The sequence below is a fragment of the Kribbella sp. ALI-6-A genome (genome assembly GCF_001984195.1).
In the GTDB taxonomy this organism is placed as follows: Bacteria; Actinomycetota; Actinomycetes; order Propionibacteriales; family Kribbellaceae; genus Kribbella.
In genome coordinates this window covers 1216351-1232937 of the sequence record NZ_MTQN01000011.1, presented here as the reverse complement: position 1 = coordinate 1232937, position 16587 = coordinate 1216351, and the positions used below count along the sequence as shown (strand labels likewise).

General features: G+C 69.4%; 19 protein-coding genes. 10 read left to right on the top strand and 9 right to left on the bottom strand.

The genetic code is table 11. From position 1 onward, the window contains the following. Positions 1–7: 7 nt before the first annotated feature. The 3 genes from BWI15_RS26300 to BWI15_RS26290 form a co-directional block, all read right to left on the bottom strand. Positions 8–376, bottom strand: a complete 369-nt coding sequence (locus BWI15_RS26300) for a DUF952 domain-containing protein (RefSeq protein ID WP_077017095.1) — start codon at positions 374–376, stop codon at positions 8–10. Between the two features lie 98 nt (positions 377–474). Then, on the bottom strand, positions 475–1029 hold the full coding sequence (locus BWI15_RS26295) for a TetR/AcrR family transcriptional regulator (protein WP_077017094.1): 555 nt from the start codon (positions 1027–1029) through the stop codon (positions 475–477). Continuing rightward, positions 1029–1418, bottom strand: a complete 390-nt coding sequence (locus BWI15_RS26290; RefSeq protein ID WP_077017093.1) for an ester cyclase — start codon at positions 1416–1418, stop codon at positions 1029–1031. The genes BWI15_RS26295 and BWI15_RS26290 overlap by 1 nt, the downstream gene beginning before the upstream one ends. 106 nt (positions 1419–1524) lie before the next feature. Here BWI15_RS26290 and BWI15_RS26285 point away from each other — a divergent pair, with 106 nt between their 5' ends. The 4 genes from BWI15_RS26285 to BWI15_RS26270 all read left to right on the top strand — a co-directional run bounded on the left by BWI15_RS26285 (position 1525) and on the right by BWI15_RS26270 (position 6068). Further along, entirely contained in the window at positions 1525–3105 is a 1581-nt protein-coding gene (locus tag BWI15_RS26285) for an alkaline phosphatase D family protein (protein WP_077017092.1), read from the top strand. 37 nt (positions 3106–3142) lie between these two features. Beyond that, entirely contained in the window at positions 3143–4561 is a 1419-nt protein-coding gene (locus BWI15_RS26280) for a S10 family peptidase (RefSeq protein WP_237771470.1), read from the top strand. A 191-nt stretch (positions 4562–4752) separates the two neighbouring features. Continuing rightward, the gene (locus tag BWI15_RS26275; protein ID WP_077017091.1) at positions 4753–4992 is read left to right on the top strand and encodes a hypothetical protein; all 240 of its coding nucleotides are present in this window, start codon (positions 4753–4755) and stop codon (positions 4990–4992) included. A 38-nt stretch (positions 4993–5030) separates the two neighbouring features. After that, on the top strand, positions 5031–6068 hold the full coding sequence (locus BWI15_RS26270) for a methyltransferase domain-containing protein (protein WP_077017090.1): 1038 nt from the start codon (positions 5031–5033) through the stop codon (positions 6066–6068). On the opposite strand, the gene BWI15_RS26265 is transcribed toward BWI15_RS26270, so the two are convergent. Further along, entirely contained in the window at positions 6043–6423 is a 381-nt protein-coding gene (locus tag BWI15_RS26265) for a GNAT family N-acetyltransferase (protein ID WP_077017089.1), read from the bottom strand. The genes BWI15_RS26270 and BWI15_RS26265 overlap by 26 nt on opposite strands. 65 nt (positions 6424–6488) lie before the next feature. Then, complete coding sequence (gene map, locus BWI15_RS26260; protein ID WP_077017088.1) at positions 6489–7337, bottom strand: type I methionyl aminopeptidase; 849 nt, start codon at positions 7335–7337, stop codon at positions 6489–6491. 55 nt (positions 7338–7392) lie between these two features. Here map and BWI15_RS26255 point away from each other — a divergent pair, with 55 nt between their 5' ends. Further along, positions 7393–7584: a hypothetical protein gene (locus BWI15_RS26255; RefSeq protein WP_077017087.1), complete on the top strand. Its 192-nt coding sequence runs from the start codon at positions 7393–7395 to the stop codon at positions 7582–7584. 73 nt (positions 7585–7657) lie between these two features. On the opposite strand, the gene BWI15_RS26250 is transcribed toward BWI15_RS26255, so the two are convergent. Beyond that, the gene (locus BWI15_RS26250) at positions 7658–8269 is read right to left on the bottom strand and encodes a histone H1-like repetitive region-containing protein (protein WP_077017086.1); all 612 of its coding nucleotides are present in this window, start codon (positions 8267–8269) and stop codon (positions 7658–7660) included. A gap of 333 nt (positions 8270–8602) precedes the next feature. On the opposite strand from BWI15_RS26250, the gene BWI15_RS26245 reads away from it, so the two are divergent. Continuing rightward, the gene (locus BWI15_RS26245) at positions 8603–9322 is read left to right on the top strand and encodes a helical backbone metal receptor (RefSeq protein ID WP_168197372.1); all 720 of its coding nucleotides are present in this window, start codon (positions 8603–8605) and stop codon (positions 9320–9322) included. 71 nt (positions 9323–9393) lie between these two features. Beyond that, positions 9394–9564 carry a hypothetical protein gene (locus BWI15_RS39525; RefSeq protein WP_168197371.1) on the top strand — a complete coding sequence of 57 codons (171 nt, stop codon included), beginning with the start codon at positions 9394–9396 and terminating at the stop codon, positions 9562–9564. Positions 9565–9567: 3 nt separating this feature from the next. Here the strand turns inward: BWI15_RS39525 and BWI15_RS26235 are convergent, their stop codons facing one another. After that, entirely contained in the window at positions 9568–10065 is a 498-nt protein-coding gene (locus BWI15_RS26235) for an NUDIX hydrolase (protein ID WP_077017084.1), read from the bottom strand. Between the two features lie 153 nt (positions 10066–10218). Between BWI15_RS26235 and BWI15_RS26230 the strand changes: the two genes are divergently transcribed. Continuing rightward, positions 10219–11127, top strand: coding sequence for an aldo/keto reductase (locus tag BWI15_RS26230; protein WP_077017083.1), 909 nt, complete (start codon positions 10219–10221; stop codon positions 11125–11127). On the opposite strand, the gene panB is transcribed toward BWI15_RS26230, so the two are convergent. Then, entirely contained in the window at positions 11124–13496 is a 2373-nt protein-coding gene (gene panB, locus BWI15_RS40220) for a 3-methyl-2-oxobutanoate hydroxymethyltransferase (protein ID WP_237771469.1), read from the bottom strand. The genes BWI15_RS26230 and panB overlap by 4 nt on opposite strands. A 155-nt stretch (positions 13497–13651) precedes the next feature. Next, entirely contained in the window at positions 13652–15424 is a 1773-nt protein-coding gene (locus tag BWI15_RS26220) for an NAD+ synthase (RefSeq protein WP_077017082.1), read from the bottom strand. A 151-nt stretch (positions 15425–15575) separates the two neighbouring features. Here BWI15_RS26220 and BWI15_RS26215 point away from each other — a divergent pair, with 151 nt between their 5' ends. Both BWI15_RS26215 and BWI15_RS40215 read left to right on the top strand, forming a co-directional pair. After that, positions 15576–16343 (top strand): DUF418 domain-containing protein, encoded by a 768-nt coding sequence (locus BWI15_RS26215; protein ID WP_237771468.1) that lies wholly within the window; start codon positions 15576–15578, stop codon positions 16341–16343. Continuing rightward, complete coding sequence (locus BWI15_RS40215; protein WP_237771467.1) at positions 16343–16567, top strand: DUF418 domain-containing protein; 225 nt, start codon at positions 16343–16345, stop codon at positions 16565–16567. Before BWI15_RS26215 ends, BWI15_RS40215 begins: the two co-directional genes overlap by 1 nt. The last annotated feature ends 20 nt before the right edge of the window (positions 16568–16587 follow it).

Here is a 16587-nt window from a genome sequence, read left to right as displayed (position 1 = left end):
CCGTCGTTCAGGATACGGCCTGGGCGGCGAGTTCGGGCCAGCGGCCGTCGGGACCGCGCTCGTAGGCCAGTACGTCGACCACGGCGTCCAGGTTCAGCGGGCCGTAGATGTGCGGGAACGTCGTCCCGCGGCCGTCCACGTCTTCGTCGCACAGGGCCGAGACCAGGCGCTCGGTGTCGATCACCAGCAGCAGCAACGGCTCCTCGACGTCGGCGTAGAAGCGGTTCGCGGTCCCGCCGACCTGCTCGGGCCGCGACGCGTGGATGAAGGTCGCGCCGTCGTCCAGCGAGACGCCCCGGGTCGACATCCGGTACGCACCGGCCGCCTTCGCCGCCGCCCACTCATGCTCGAACGCCAGGTGCAGGATCTTCGCCATGCCCGCAGATTAGCGACCGGACCGCCGTACGCCGCGCAGCGCTTCGTGGTGTCGGGAGTTCCGGACCCGGCGACGAGCGCACAAGGATGCCGCGCTCATCACCTCAGCAGCGAGGTGACGAGCGTGGCGGCGGTCTCGCGCAGCCTGGCCGGGTCGTCGTACACGCGCTCGAGGACGGCGAGACCACGGGTCATCGCGACGACCAACCGCGCTGCTTCTCGGGGCTCCACCGCAAGGTCGGCCTGTTCCAGCCTGGCCAGCAGCAGCTCCTCCAGGTCGTCGAGCAGCTTCCGGACGGCGTCCTCGACCACGCCGTCCGCCTCGACCGCCGTCCGGGTCGACAGGCAGCCGCGCGACGGCGTACCGGTGGTGATCGAGGCGATGACGAAGTCGAAAAACGCCGTCAGTGCCCGCTTCGGATTGTCGTCGGCGAGCGCTTCGGCCGCGCCGGCCAGGAAATCCGCGGTGAACTGCTCGAACACCTTGAGGAACAACTGCTCCTTGCCGCCATAGGCGTGGTAGAGCGAACCGCGCTGGACTCCCGTCCCGGCGGCGAGGTCGGGCATCGAGGTCGCCCGGAAGCCTTTGGTCCAGAAGACGTCCAGCGCCCGCTCGAAAGTTGCCTGCTCGTCGAACTGCCGGACGCCGGCCATCAGGCCGGGACCTCCACCGCGGCCGATCGCTCGACCCAGTTGTGCAGCAGCTTGCCGTCGCGCACTTCCCAGACCGCCGTGCCGGTGAACTGGATCGGCGCGCCGATGGCGGCGGTGTGCAGGTAGCCCTGGTTCGTGCCGGTGATCAGGAAGCGCGAGGTGACCCGGCTGCCGTCCGCGCTCTCGAACGTGTCGACCGGCAGCAGACGCAGGTCGGGCAGCTCGGCCAGGAACGCCCTGATCCAGACCTTGAACGCCGTCCGCCCGACGATGTCGCGGCCGGAGTTGGTGATCACGAAGTCCGCGGGCACGAACCGGTCCACGGCCTCGGCGTCGTGCGCGTTCCAGACCTGGTCCCAGAACGCCAGGACGAGTTCGCTCGATCGCATCAGGGGGTGTCCTTCGCATGTTTGACAGTGTTGTCAAACATAGCAGATGCCTTCGCGACACTCGCTGGTCGGCCGTCGGTCACCTGATCGCACTAGCGTCCGTGAGATGACTCCGCCTGCAGATCACGCTGTCGACCGCCGTCGTTTCCTGGGAGCCGTGGGAGGTGTCGCCGGTCTCGCCGCCCTCGCGCAGTTGCCGGTCGGCCCCGCCGAGGCGACCCCGAGGCCCGGGGGAGGTGACTACCCGTTCACGCTCGGCGTGGCCAGTGGCGACCCGACGGTCAGTGGTGTCGTGCTGTGGACCCGGCTGGTTCCGGACCGCTTCGTGCCGGGCGGTGGCATGCCCGACCGCAAGGTGCCGGTGCAGTGGCAGATCGCACTCGACGAAGGGTTCCGCCGCGTCGTACGGGAGGGGCTGACGTGGGCTCTGCCCGAGTTGGCGCACTCGGTGCACGTGGAGGTCGAGGGGCTGGCTCCTGATCGCGAATGGTTCTACCGGTTCAAGTACCGCACGGACGTGTCGCCGGTGGGGCGTACCCGGACGGCGCCGGTGCGCACCGGCAAGCACGCGTCGATGAACTTCGCGTTCGCGTCCTGCCAGGAATGGTCGAGCGGCTACTACTCGGCGCTGCGGCACCTGGCCGAGGAAGACCTGGACCTCGTCCTGCACCTGGGCGACTACGTCTACGAAGGTGGCATTCCGGCCAACGGCGGCTACCGCAAGACGCCGGTGCCCGCCGTACTGCAGCAGGCTCCGCGCGACGTCGAGCGCTGGCGGATGCAGTACGCGCTCTACAAGAGCGACCCGGACCTCCAGCGCGCGCACGCGCGGTTCCCGTGGATGGTGACGTGGGACGACCACGAGGTGCAGAACGACTACGCCAACACCCAGTCACAGTACGAGGGCGACATCACCGCGCTGCGCACAGCGGCGTACCAGGCCTGGTACGAGCACCAGCCGGTACGCCGTCCGGCGCGGCCCGTCGGCGAGGGCCCGCGCATCTACCGGCGGCTCCAGTGGGGCGACCTCGCGCAGTTCGACGTGGTCGACGGCCGGCAGTACCGCAGTGTGCCGCCGTGCGGCTGGGGTGAGGCCGACGCCTGCGAAGGCGGGTACGACCCGTCGATCACCATGCTCGGCAAGACCCAGGAGAAGTGGCTGTACGACGGTCTGAAGCGCTCGCGGGCGCAGTGGGACGTGCTGGCCAGCAACGTGATGGTCGGCCGGCTCGACCACGACGGCGCGGCGGGCGATCTGCTCTGGCATGACGCGTGGGACGGCTTTCCGGGCGCGCGGCAACGACTCGTCGAGGCGTGGAAGCAGGCGAAGACCCGGAACCCGGTGGTGGTCACCGGTGACTGGCACTCGACGTTCGTGAACGACATCCACGAGAACTTCGACCGCCCCGGAACGCCGGTGGTGGCGACCGAGTTCGTGGGGACGTCGCTGACCAGCAACGGCGACGGCCAGGTGTACGGGCCGTACTACGGGCCGATGATCAAGTACAACCCGCACATCAAGTTCTTCGACGGGGACCGGCGCGGGTACGTGCGGTGCACGGTCTCGCGGGAGCAGTTCCGCACGGATCTGCGGATGGTGACGACGGTGAGTCGGTCCGACGCGCCGCAGTACACCCACGCGTCGTTCGTGGTGGAGGACGGCCGGCCGGGGGCTGTGGAAATCTGACGACGGCCGACCGCCTTGTTTTGTTAGGGTTCCGGGCATGGCGACAGCTGAGCGGGGACCCGAGGACGTGGCGGCGGACAAGGTGACGGCGGCACCCGGCGCGAACGGCCCGGTGGACGACCTGACGACGACGCAGCACGTGCTGACCGTGGGCCGGCGGAAGCTGAAGTACACGGCGACCGCCGGCCGGATCGTGCTGCGGCACGAGGTCGTCACCGACGGCAAGTTCGACGGGCACCGGCCGAAGGCGGAGGTGTTCCTGACCGCGTACACGCTGGACGGTGCCGACGTCGGGTCGCGGCCGGTGACGTTCGCGTTCAACGGGGGACCGGGGTCGTCGAGCATCTGGCTGCACCTGGGGCTGCTCGGGCCTCGGCGGGTGGTGTCGGGCGACGCGGGCGAGCTCGCGCCCCCGCCGTACGGGCTGGTGGACAACGCGGAGACCCTGCTGCAGCACAGCGATCTGGTGTTCATCGACCCGGTCTCCACCGGGTACTCGCGGGCCGTCGAGGGCGAGAAGCCGGGGGAGTACCACGGGTTCACGCCCGACCTGGAGTCGGTCGGCGAGGTGATCCGGTTGTGGGCGTCACGCAACGGGCGCTGGATGTCGCCGAAGTTCCTGGCCGGCGAGTCGTACGGGACGACCCGCGCGGCCGCGCTGGCCGCGCACCTGCAGAACCGGCACGGGATGTACTTCAACGGGGTGATGCTGATCTCGGCGGTGCTCGAGTTCGGCACGCTGGACTTCAGCCCGGGCAACGACCTGCCGTTCGCGCTGTTCCTGCCCTCGTACGCCGCGGCCGCGCACTACCACGGGTTGATCCCGGACCGGGAGCTGTCCGCGGTGCTCGCCGACGCGGAGCACTTCGCTGCCGGACGGTACCCGTATGCCCTTGCCCAGGGCAACAGACTGCCCGCCGAGGAGCGCGCGCAGATCGTCGAGCGGCTGGCCGGCCTGACCGGGCTGTCGCCCGACTACATCGACCGGGTGGACCTGCGGATCGAGCACACCCGGTTCTTCGCCGAACTGCTGCGCTCGCGCCGTCAGGTGATCGGGCGACTGGACAGCCGCTTCACCGGCTGGGAGTCCGACGCGGCCCACGAGGTCTCGGTCGACGACCCGTCGATGCGCGCGATCATGGGGCCGTACACGGCCGCGCTGAACCACTACGTGCGGGCCGAACTGGAGTACCTCAACGACCTGCCGTACGAGATCATCAGCGGCGACGCGTCGAAGGACTGGTCGTTCAAGGAGTTCGAGAACAACCACGTCACGGTCGCCGACAAACTCGCCGAGGCGATGCGCGCCAACCCGCACCTGAAGGTGCACATCGCTCCGGCCACTACGACTGCGCCACGCCGTACTTCGCGACCGAGCACACGGTCGCCCGGCTGCAGATCCCGCCGGAACTGCACGACAACATCGAGCTCCACTACTACCCGGCGGGTCACATGATGTACGTGCACGAGGAGTCCCGGGTGCGGCAGTCCAAGGATCTCGCGGCTTTCGTCCGGGGAGCTTCGAACCGATGACCCGGCGGGCGACGGATCCGGCGCCGACGGCCGCGGAGCTGCCTGAGCTGGTGGCCGAGGCGTCGTCCCGCTTTCTGACGTTGGCCGACGAGTGACACCCGACTGGATCGTCCCGTGGTTCGTGCTCGGATCCCGCGCCTGCACGCGCTGCTGAGCACCGGCGAGATCGTGTCGAAATCTGCCGCCGGGGGCCACGCCCTACAGCACCCTGCCGGCCTGGCGCCGACGGGGGCTGCTCGCTCGATGGTGACGACCTGCCTGGCGGTCGAGTCGACCGACATCGCGCTGCGGGTGCAGGACGGCAATCTCGCCGTCCTCGCGCGCTATCGGCAACTCGACTTCAGGCAGGCGTAGTACGCGCCGCGTAGTACGCACTGTGTACTATCAACGGCATGCGGACCAACGACGCTCAACTGCAGGTGCTCACCGTGCTCGTCGACGGGCCGCTGCACGGGTACGCCGTCAACGCGGCGATCGAGAAGCTCACCGGGCAGCGGCTCGGCGCGGGCAGCTTGTACGGCGCGTTGGCTCGGCTGGAGGCGAAGGGGTGGGTCGAGCCACTGGAGGGTGTCGGGCGGCAGCGGCCGGTGCGGTTGACGGCGGCGGGGCGTGAGCAGCTGGAGCGGGAGGCCCGTTCGATGGCTCGGGTGTTCGAGACCGCTGTGCCTGGGCAGGTCAGCTATCTCGACCGGGTGGCGGCGACCGAGTCGGGGCGTGCGTACAAGCAGACGATGCTCGAAGCGCTCGACGCCCGGCCTGGAGAGACCGTTGTCGACCTCGGCTGCGGGCCTGGTACCGACCTCGGCACGCTCGCCGACGCAGTCGGGCCGTCGGGGACGGTGATCGGCGTCGACGTCAGTCGGGAGATGGTCGATCGAGCCCGCGAACGCACTGCGGACTCTCCGACGATCGACGTACGGCTGGGCGACCTGCACGCCTTGCCGTTCGACGACGGCAGCATCGATCGCGCCCGCACGGATCGCGTGCTGCAGCATGTCGACGATCCGGCGAAGGCGCTCGCGGAGGCTCATCGCGTGCTGCGTCCGGGCGGCACGCTCGTGATGGGCGAACCCGACTGGGACCTGCTGGCGATCGATCATCCCGATCTGGAGTCGTCCCGCGCCTATACCCGGCACATCGCCGATCGGATCGTGCGCAACGCAGTGATCGGCCGCCAATTGGCCCGGCTCGCGATCGACGCGGGATTCGGCGTACCGACCGTGCTTCCGATCGTTTCGGCCTTTCGCGACGTCCGGTCCGCCGACGAAATTCTCGGGCTGCACCGCAACACCGAGCGCGCGGTGGAAGCCGGCTATTTGTCAGCGAAGTCGGCCGAAGCCTGGCTCGATCACCTGTCCACCGGGCCGTTTCTCGCCACGGTGACGCTCTACGTGGTCGTGGCGGTCAGGGATAAATCCGGAAGCCGTTGAACGTGCGGTGCGTGAACGAGGCGTAGAAGTCTTTCGCGGTGTCGGTGACCAGATCGATGCGCAAGGCACCGGTCAGCGGAGCGGCGTACTCGAGCAGGGCACGGCCGATGCCGCGGCGGCGATGGGCGGTGTGCACGGCCATCAACGACAGGTGCGCCTGGATGTGGCCGTCGCTCTGCAAGTACGCGAAGCCGAGCACCTGACCGTGCTCGACGGCGACCACACTCGTCACGCCGGGCGCGGTGAGTACGACGTGGGCGCGGTCGGGATCGGACGGAAAGCTCGGCCAGTCCTCGGCCGCGCAGATCGCCAGGACACCGTCCAGATGCGACCGGTCGTAGCGCAGCACGTTCACCCCGGAAGAACGCGACCGATCGCGTGCAGGCGCAGGAGCGGCTGGTTGCGGCCGGTCGGGTTCGCTCACGGCAGCGTGAGGACTTCGGCGCCGGTGTCGGTGACGACGAGCGTGTGCTCGAACTGGGCGGTGCGCGACTTGTCCTTGGTGGTGGCGGTCCAGCCGTCGTCCCATAGGTCGTAGTCGTAGCTGCCGAGGGTCAGCATCGGCTCGATCGTGAACGTCATGCCGGGCTCGATCACGTCGTCGAAGCGCTCGTCGTCGTAGTGCGGAATGATCAGCCCGGAGTGGAACGACGTCGAGATGCCGTGCCCGGTGAAGTCGCGGACGACGCCGTAGCCGAAACGCTTGGCGTACGACTCGATCACGCGGCCGATGATGCTGACCTGCCGGCCGGGCTTGACCGCCTTGATCGCCCGGTTCAGCGCCTCGCGGGTGCGCTCGACCAGCAGCCGGCTCTCCTCGTCGACGTCACCGACCAGGAACGTCGCGTTGGTGTCGCCGTGCACACCGTCGATGAACGCGGTGATGTCGACGTTGACGATGTCGCCGTCCTCGAGTGGACGGTCGTCGGGGATGCCGTGGCAGATCACCTCGTTGACCGAGGTGCACAACGACTTCGGGTAGCCGCGGTAGCCGAGCGTCGACGGGTACGCGTTGCGCTCGACCAGGTACTCGTGACCGATCGCGTCCAGCTCGTCGGTGGTCACTCCGGGCTTGGCCGCCTCGCCGACGGCCTGCAACGCCTGAGCGGCGAGTCTGCTCGCCACGCGCATCTTCTCGACCAGTTCGGGGGACGTGACGTAGGAGCCGTCGAACGGCGTCGGCGCGGGCTTGTCGACGTACTCCGGGCGCGGAATGGAGGCGGGAACAGGGCGGCGCGGCGAGATGATGCCGGGAGTGAGAATCGACATGGTGGGATCATTCTAGTTAGTTGCGACAACTTCACCCGGAAGGTGGTCTGCTGCGATGGCCGACGACGATCACAGCAACGAGTGGTACTACAACACCAGAACCGGTCAGGTCGAGCCGTACCAGGGTGCGAAGTCCGCCGACCGGCTCGGGCCGTACAGCTCGCCGGAGGAAGCGGCGCGCGCGTTGGAGAAGGTCGAGGAACGCAACGAGTCCTGGGACAACGACCCGAAGTGGAACGACGACTGATCACCACGGACTGAACGTGCCGAGGGGCACCACCGGATCCCGGTGGTGCCCCTCGCTCGTTGGCCGATCAGGCCTAGCGGGCCGCAGCCTTGCGGGCCGGGGCCTTGCGAGCCGGTGACTTCTTGGCGGCGACCTTGCGGGTCGGTGCCTTCTTCGCGGCGACCCGGGCCGGAGCCTTCTTCGCGGCGACCTTCTTCGCCGGGGCCTTCTTGGCCGCGACCTTCTTCGCCGGCGCCTTCTTCGCGGCGACCTTGCGGGCCGGCGCCTTCTTGGCGGCGGTCTTCGTCGCGGTGGCCTTCTTGGCCGGCGACTTCTTCGCCACGGTCTTGGTCGCCGTCGTCTTCTTGGCCGGTGCCTTCTTGGCCGTGGTCACCTTTTTGGCGGCGGTCTTGGTGGCCGTCGTCTTCTTGGCGGCGGTCTTCGTGGCGGGCGCCTTCTTGGCCGTCGCCTTCTTCGTGGCCGTCGTCTTCTTCACCGCGGTGGTCTTTGCTGCGGTCTTCTTGGCGGGTGCCTTGGAGACCGCCTTCTTGGCCGCACTCACCTTCTTCGTCACTGTCTTCTTCGCTGCGGTGACCTTGCGCGCGGTGGTCGTCTTCGCGGCTGGGGCCTTCTTGGCGACAGTCTTCTTGGCGGGAGAAGCCTTTTTGGCTGTCGCCTTCCCTGCGGCTGCCTTCTTGGCTGGCACTCTGCCTCCTTGGTGCGGCTGAGGAAAACCACGGTGGATTCCTCGTCGTCCTGATGATGACAACACTTGGTGCCCACGTAAAGCACCTGAATGGCCCACAGGTCAAGGCGTCCGCGCCGGCAATTCGCACGGTAATGCCGAAAATCCTTGTGCAGAAGGGTTTTCGGTGTGCCCCGAGCATGCCCGAGGGTGGTGAAGAAATGTTGGCGACACGCGCACCGATCTGCCACTTCGGCGCACTTTCGGACAGTGTTGTCCTCGGCAACGTCTCTGCGAACGATCGGATCAACTGCCGTGCGAACCCTGTACGACGACCAGCGAAACCCCGTCCGGATGCCCGCTGAAATCACCCGGGTGGTCAGCATCGTGCCGTCGTTGACGGAGTCGATCGCCTTCACCCATCGGTCGTTGCTGGTGGGCGCGACGGACTGGTGCACGCATCCGTGGGACCTCGACGTGACGCGTGTTCGGGGCACCAAGAATCCCGACGTCGAACAGATCGTGCGGCTGCGTCCCGATGTCGTCGTCGCGAACGCCGAAGAGAATCGCGCCGCCGATCTCGACGCGTTGCGCGCACACGGAATCGCGGTCTGGGTGACCACACCGGCAACTGTCGAGGAGTCACTGGGATCACTCGAACGAATGCTCTCGGCGATCACCGGCAGCACTCCACAATGGCTCGGACAAGCCCGCGAAGTCTGGAGTACGCCGTACGACGGTCCGCGCCGGCGGGCGGTGATTCCGATCTGGCGAAGGCCGTGGATGGCACTCGGCCGGGACACGTTCGCCGGTGACGTCTTACGCCGGCTCGGTATCGACAACGTGTTCGCACAATCGGCGCAGCGTTATCCGAGGATCGACCTGGACGCGTTACCGGCGTACGACGTCGTGGTGCTTCCCGACGAGCCGTACGCGTTTTCCCCCGGCGACGGGCCGGAGGCTTTCTCGCAGCCGGCGATCTGCGTTTCCGGGCGGCACCTGACCTGGTACGGGCCGTCGCTGGTCCAGGCGCGGGCCGTGCTGGCCGATCAGCTCAGCGGACGGACCGGGTGAGCTGTGCCACGTGACTGCCCCCTCAGGTAGACGCTTAGGTCAGGCTCACCTATCCTCCAAGCGTGCCGTCGATGACTGCGAAGAAGAAGTGCTGCAAGGACAAGCCGAGGTGCAAGAAGTGCCCGGTGGTCCTGAAGCGGCTGGCCGATGCCGGCTGCGCGGAGCGCATCGATCTGCGGCACTACGAGGTGGACAAGAAGAAGCTCAAGAAGAAGGTGCTGAAGAAGGCGCGCGAGCGCTGAGGTTCAGGACGCCTGCCGCAGGTTGATCGCCTCGACCGCCAGCCGCAGCAGCCCGGGAATCGTGACGTGCGCGGCCTGACCGGTCGCCTCGAGCTCGTCGGGATGCCACCAGCCGTGCGCGCTGATCGTCTGCAGTTCCAGCTCTTCCTGGTTGGCGAACGTCACCTCGACGGTGTCGACGCCGACCGCGAAAAACGTCTGGTGCTGGATGATCGGGCAGCCGCCCCACTCGAACTCGATCGTGTTGGTCGCCACCGGCTCGCCGAGCGCGTCTGACGGCAGCAGAATGCCGACCTCCTCGCGCAGTTCCCGCAGTCCGGCCTGGACCACGGTTTCGCCCGCCTCGACGCCGCCGCCGATCGTGAACCAGTACGGCGTACCGGGCTTCAGCGGGTCCCAGCCGTGCAGGAGCAGCACCCTCCCGTCCGGACGGACGGGCAGGACGCGGGCCGTCGTCCGGCGGACGACGGTGCCTGGGGGCGGCAGCCGGGAATCTGTCACATCTCAAAACGCTAGACGACCTGTCCCGTCCTTCGACCACTTTCACGGCGCGTCGCCGTCAGCAACCATTCCGGCCTGGTCCGGCCGCGGCGCACGCGAACCACGCAGGGGACCGTGCCGTCGGTGGTTGGAGTGCGGTGAGACGATCGCCGTATGACAGCGCGTTTCGGTCTGGGGCTCGCGGCCCTCGGACGGCCCGGTTACATCAATCTCGGTCACGACGAGGACCTGCCGCCGGGGCGCGCGGTGGAGGACCTGCGGCGCCGTACGCACGAACTGCTGGACCAGGCGTGGCGGTCCGGTGTCCGGTACTTCGACGCGGCGCGGTCGTACGGGCTGGCGGAGGTGTTCCTCGGCGAGTGGCTGGCGGCCCAGCCGAGTCGCCGGGCCGAGCTGACGATCGGTTCGAAGTGGGGCTACACGTACGTCGCGGACTGGCGCTTCGACGCCGACCAGCACGAGATCAAGGATCACTCGCTCGCGACGTTCGAACGCCAGTGGCCGGAGACGCTGCAAGCGCTGGGTGGTGCGCCGGACTTCTACCTCGTGCATAGCCTGACGCACGACAGCCCCGCGCTCGGCGATGCCAAGCTGCTCGACCGTCTCGGCGAGCTCGCCGACACCGGCGTACGGGTGGGGCTGTCGACCAGCGGGCCGCACCAGGCCGAAACGTTGCGTGCGGCCCTCGAACTCGATGGCCCGTTCACCGCCGTCCAGTCGACGTGGAACGTGCTCGAGCCTTCCGTTGGCCCGGCGCTCGCCGAGGCGCACGACGCGGGCTGGTTCGTGGTCGTCAAGGAAGCCGTCGCCAACGGCCGCCTCACCGCGAAGGCCGGCTCCACGCCGTTCACCGAGTTCGCCGCGAAGCACCACGTGGCCCCCGACGCACTCGCCCTCGGCGCCGCCGCCGCGAACCCGTGGGCCGACGTCGTCCTCAGCGGCGCCAGCACCACCGGCCAACTCACGAGCAACCTGGCCGCCACCACCGTCGAACCGCTCGCCGAGTTCGCCCAGACACCCGCCGAGTACTGGACGGAACGCTCAGCGCTGCCCTGGATCTAGAACGTGTGCTGGTCGGCGGGGAAGATGCCGTTGGCCACCTCGGAGGCGTAGGTGATGGCGGCGGTGGTGAGGATGCCGCGCAGGTCGGCGTACTGCTTGACGAAGCGGGGCATCGGGCCGGAGCGCAGGCCGGCCATGTCCTGCCAGACGAGGACCTGGGCGTCGGTGTCGCGGCCGGCGCCGATGCCGATCGTCGGGACGGGGACGCGCTTGGTGATCTCGGCCGCGACGTCGCCGGGCACCATCTCCAGCACGATCGAGAACGCGCCGGCTTCGGCGAGGGCCACGGCGTCGTCGATCAGGCCCGCGGCCTGGTCGCCGCGGCCCTGGACGCGGTAGCCACCGATCGCGTGTTCGCTCTGCGGGGTGAAGCCGATGTGTGCCATCACGGGGATGCCGGACTGGGTGAGCTTCTCGACCGCCGGTACGACGGTGCGGCCGCCTTCGAGCTTCACCGCGGCGACGCCGGCCTCCTTCATGAAGCGGACGGCCGTGTGGAACGCCTGCTCGGGTGAGGCCTGGTACGAGCCGAAGGGGAGATCGGCGACGACCAGCGCGCGCTGGGCCGCCGAAGCGACGGCGCGGGCGAGCGGGATCAGCTCGTCGACAGTGACGCGCAGGGTGGACTCGTAGCCGAACACGTTGTTCGCGGCCGAGTCACCGACCAGCAGCACGGGGATGCCGGCCTCGTCGAAGATCTCCGCGGTGTACTGGTCGTACGCCGTGAGCATGGCCCACTTCTCGCCGCGGCTCTTCATGTCGCGCAGGTGGTGGATGCGGTACTTGCGCGGGCGCTTGCTGCCGTCGGAGGGAGTGCTCCCGGTGGAGCCAGGTGAGCCGTGAACGCCTGCATTGCCGGGATCCGAGGCCGTCGTGTTCGTGATGGCCGGGCGTGCGGGTGGTGTGCCTGGCTGGTTCGCGGCGCTCGGGGGTGCCGGAGGTGTCGTGCCGGGTTGGGCCCGGCGGGCTCGGTGAGCGACGACGGCCTCGGCCTTCACTTGGCTGGGGGCGTCCTGCTGGACGTCGGCCCGGCGGCGGGCGCCGACCGGGCGGTTGCCGGGGCGGTTCTCCGGGCCGGCTTCGGTGCGGCTCTCCGGAGTATTGCTCTCGTACTCCGCGCTCGGGTCGCTGGGGTAGCCGTTGACGGCCGTGTTGTGCTGGTTCGCCGGAGGCTGCGGAGCCGGCGGGCGATTGGCGGGCGGGCGCTGCTGGGCGCCCGGCGGGGGAGGAGGCGTGGAGCCGGCGGGCGGGAGGGCCGGCTGGAGGCCGGTCGACTGCTGGTTGGCGTAGCCGTTGCCAGGTCCGTTGCCCAGGCCGTTACCGCCACTGCCCAGACCGTTGCCGCTGAGCCCGTTGCCGCCGGTGCCTGAGCCGAGGCCGTTGCTGCCGGCCGAGCTCGAACCGAGGCCGTTGCCTGCCGAGCCGGCGCCGAGACCGCTACTCGGCGCACCGTTGCCACCAGTGCCGGAGCCCAGACCATTGCTGGTCCCGAGGGCGGTGCCGTTGCCGGCGCCGAGCGGGCTTGCGGGCTGGCCGTTGCCGGGCGCGGGCGGCGGAGTCGACGGCCGGTTGGTCAGGCCGTTCGACGGGGGCGGCGGAGGCGGCGTCGGTGCACTGCCGCTCCAGCCGTTGCCCGGAATTCCGTTGCTGTGCTGGGTCAAGCCGTTCGAGCCGTTGCCCGAAGGAGGCCCGGCCGGGCGCTGCGGGGGAGGCGGCGGCGCCTGGCGGTTCGCCGGAGGCTCGGGAACGCGCCGCGGCGGCTCACCCTGCTGCGGTGCGAACGGGCTCTGCTGCCGGCCCGGCTGCGGCGGGGCCGGAGGCCGCTCCTGGTACGCCGACGGCGCGAACGGAGAGTCCTCGTACCGGGCGGCCTCGCGCGCCGCCTCACGTCCAAGCTCCCGCCCAGGCTCGCGTCCGAGCTCCCGCCCAGGCTCACGCCCAAGCTCCCGCGCCGGCTCGCGCCCAAGATCCCGGCCCGCGTCGCGGGCCGGATCCCGGCCCGGCTCCGGCGGGAAGTTGCGACCACCCTCGCGGGAAGAGTCGTAGTACCCAGGCCGCGGCTCGTCGTACGCGCGCGGCTGCTCGGGATACCCGCGTTCCTCGGTCAGGAACGGCGGCTTCGGAACGTACGGCTGCTGCGGTACCGGCCCGCGTTCGTAGGTCCGCGGTGCGTTCGGCAGCGACGGTGCCGGGTCGAGGCCCTCCAGCGTCGAGCGGTCGCGCCAGCTGTCGCCTGAGTCGTCGGTGTAGCCGTAGTCCGAGCGGTGGTGCTCCTCGGTTGTCCGGTTCTTCGGTCCGGTCCCGTACGGCGCCGGCAGCTCGTCGTCGGCGTCGCCGTTGGTACCGGCCGACACGAAGTTGTCAACCATCCCCCCATCGTCCCACCGTTGCGGAGGGTGAGCGCCACCGGCTGTGGGTGAGGCATCGCTCACAGCATCTCCGGGCAGGCCGGACCGGCCGGGATGCTCGTCGAACGGGCTGTCCCAGGGGGTCTCGGAGGAAGGGCGGTTCCGCCAGGATCCACTCAGTGGTCGGCTGCCTTTCTGGCATTCTCACGCCACGCGTTCGTGATCGGCAGCCGCCGGTCGCGGCCGAACGCCTTGTGGGTGAGCTTGGGACCCGGCGGATACTGCCGGCGCTTGTACTCGGCCTTGTCGACCAGCTGGACCACCTTGCTGACCAGCTCCGGGTCGAACCCGGCCGCCACCAGCTCGGCGCTGCCGCGGTCCTGCTCGACGTAGTCGTCCAGCATGTCGTCGAGCAGCTCGTACGGCGGCAGCGAGTCGGTGTCGACCTGGCCGGGCCGCAGCTCGGCCGACGGCGGCTTCGCGATCGCGTTCTCGGGGATCGGCGGCTGCTGACCGCGCGCGACCGCGTCGGCGTTGCGCCACTTCGCCAGCCGCCAGACCGCGGTCTTCGGCAGGTCCTTGAGCGGCGCGAACCCGCCGACCGCGTCGCCGTAGATGGTGGAGTACCCGACGGACAGCTCGGATTTGTTGCCGCAGGCAAGGACCAGGTGGCCGTCGGCGTTCGACAGGCCCATCCAGATCACGGCCCGCACCCGCGCCTGCAGGTTCTCCTCGGCCAGTCCGGTCAGCCCGAGCGTCTCCAGGAACGGCTGCACCATCGGCTGGATCGGGATCACGCGGTAGTTCAGCCCGGTGCGCGCCGCCAGTTCGGCCGCGTCGTCGCGGGAGTGGTCGCTGGAGTAGATGCTCGGGTTGGAGACGCCGAAGACGTTCTCCGGACCGATCGCGTCGCAGGCGATCGCGGCGACCAGTGAGGAGTCGATTCCGCCGGACAGTCCGAGCAGCACGGTCTTGAAGCCGTTCTTGCGCACGTAGTCGCGCAGCCCGGTCACGATCGCGCCGTACATCTCGGCCTCGTCGGCCAGCCGCGGCGCCTGCGCGGCCGGGATCGGCTCGTACGCCGGCAGCGGCTCCTCGTGCAGCACGGTGTGCACGATCTCGATGCCCTCGTGCTCGGCGACCGGGATCGCCGTCGCGGCGGGCAGATCCAGGTCGACCAGCATGCAGCCCTGCTCGAACTGCGGCGCGCGGGCGATCACGGTGCCCTCGGCGTCGGCGACCAGCGAGTCGCCGTCGAAGACCAGCTCGTCCTGACCGCCGACCAGGTTCACGTAGGCGAGCGCGCAGCCGGCCTCGCGGGCCCGGCGGGTGACCAGCTCGCCGCGGACGTCGTCCTTGTTCGCCTCGTACGGCGAGGAGTTGACGACCAGCAGCAGGTTCGCGCCGGCCGCGCGGGTGACGGCGACCGGGCCGCCGTCCTGCCACAGGTCCTCGCAGATCACCAGTGCGACGTCGATGCCGTGGATCCGCACGACCTGCAACGTGTTGCCGGGAACGAAGTGCCGGAACTCGTCGAAGACGCCGTAGTTCGGCAGGTGGTGCTTGACCGCGCTGGTGACGACGCGGCCCTGGTGGATCACCGCGGCCGAGTTCGTCGGCGAACCCTTCGGGCGGCCGAGCCGGTCGACGCCCATCGCCGTACCGGCGGCGCGATCGAGGTAGCCGACGACCACGACGGCGTCGCCCAGACCCTCGTCGGCCAGGCGCTTCGCGAGCGTCTCGACCTTGGACTGCGACGCGTCGACGAACGAGCCGCGCAGGGCCAGGTCCTCGACCGGATAGCCGGTCAGCACGAGCTCGGGAAAGGCGACCACGTGGGCGCCGCGCTCGACCGCGTCACGGGTCCAGGACACGACCTTGTCCGCGTTCCCGTCGAGGTCGCCGACCGTCACGTCGAGCTGGGCGAGAGCAAGCCGAAGCTGAGGCACGGGGAGCACCCTACTGGTTGTCCGGTGCGGCTCGTAGCGACTCGGCCGATCTTTACGATCACCGGTGTGCGAGGCTGCCGAAGACCAAGGTTCGGGGTCGCGATACTTTCCGCCGACGTAGGCCGTCACACCGCCGGATTCACTGAGATACGTGACGACCACCGAGCTCGGACCGACCGGAATCCACGACCGCGCGCTGGGGCCGGATCTGGCCCGCGGCTTCATGTTGCTGTTCATCGCGCTGGCCAACTCGCACTATTTCCCGCGGGGACCGTCGGTGCTCGGCGGCTTCCCGCAGGACGGATCGGCGGTCGACCGCGCCGTCACCTGGCTGATCGCGACTTTCGTCGACGGGCGCGCGTTCCCGATGTTCGGCCTGCTCTTCGGGTACGGCGTCGCGCAGATCGTCCGCCGGCAGACCGCAAGTCCCTGGGCGATCCGTTTCCTGCTGTGGCGGCGCAGCCTTGTTCTCGTCGTGCTCGGGGTGCTGCACGCGACGCTGCTGTACGTCGGCGACATCCTCGGCGCGTACGGCGTACTGCTGTTCCTCGGCGTCTGGGCGATCCGGTGGAAGGACCGCTGGCTGTTCGTCGCCACGCTGTTCCTGGTGCTGACCGCGGTGCCGAGCGACACGTCGCTGTCGATCAGCGCCGACCCGCCCGATCTCGCGATGCTGCCGCCGGACCTCGGTACGCAGGTCGCGCGCCGGCTCCTGGTGCACCCGTTCATCGCGTTGCTCGGGCCGATCGGGTTCGCCACGCCGTTCCTGATCGGGCTGTGGGCCGGACGCCGGCAGATTCTCGAACGTCCGGCCGAACACCTGCGGCTGCTGCGGATCACCGCCGTCGCCGGCGTCACGATCGGCGTACTGGGTGCACAGCCGGTGGCGCTGATGCTGGCTCGGTTAGCTGCTACCTGATGCAGTCGGTGGTCTGGACCGTTGCCTTCACGCCGTACCTGCTCGACCTCTCGGACACGTTGACAGTGGCAACAACGGCGGTGCTGGCGACGGTGACCTGGACGGTGACGGTGCTGCTCGCGGACCGGATGCGGCGGGCCGACCACCGCGGTCCGTTCGAGATCCTGATCGGCCGCTTCACCTACCGCACCGGCGTGTCGCGTCGACCCGCGGTGCGACAGTGACCGACGATCCGCAGACCACC